The sequence below is a fragment of the Massilia brevitalea genome, from assembly GCF_030711405.1.
GTDB classification, from domain to species: domain Bacteria; phylum Pseudomonadota; class Gammaproteobacteria; order Burkholderiales; family Burkholderiaceae_D; genus Telluria; species Telluria brevitalea.
This window is the reverse complement of sequence record NZ_JAULSI010000128.1, coordinates 1-575: the sequence shown is the minus strand read 5'-3', so window position 1 is coordinate 575 and position 575 is coordinate 1. Positions and strand designations below refer to the sequence as shown.

At 65.6% G+C, this 575-nt stretch carries 1 pseudogene; it reads right to left on the bottom strand.

Annotation, left to right across the window (positions count from 1 at the left end):
- A pseudogene (narI, locus tag QWL29_RS26580) lies at nucleotides 1–572 on the bottom strand (respiratory nitrate reductase subunit gamma); the annotation flags it as partial.
- Nucleotides 573–575: the final 3 nt, after the last annotated feature.

Below are 575 nucleotides of genomic sequence, written 5' to 3'. Positions count from 1 at the left end.
CATGAACAGGTGCAGCTTGAACACCAGCGGCGCGTCGACGATGAAGCCGGCGGCGTCGCCGCGGAAGGTGACGATGTGCTGGGCCCAGGTCATCAGGAGCACCATCATGTGGCCGTCCATGTGGCCGGCCGAGACGAAGATCGAGCTCAGGCCCAGCAGCAGGGTGCCGAGGATCCACAGCAGGACGATCTTGTCCTTGAAGGTGGTGGTGCGGCGCAGGCGGTCGTTGGCGATCCGGCGCGCGAGCAGCAGCACGATGCCGACCAGGCACGGGGTGCCCATGATGCCGCCCGCGACCATGGCGAACAGCTGCTTGGCGCCGTGCGGCACGCCGAGGCTGTCCCAGACCCAGACCGGGGTCAGCAGGCCGACTGCGTGGCCGAAGAACAGGCCGATGATGCCGATGTGGAACAGCGGGCTGCCCCAGCGCAGGCTGCCGCGGTGCAGTACCTGGGTGGACTCGGACTTCCAGGTGTATTGTTCGCGGTCGAAGCGGATCAGGCTGCCGAGCAGAAGATCGCGAGCGCGATGTAGGGATAGATCCCGAAGGTGAATTGGTGCAGGTAGTTCATGAT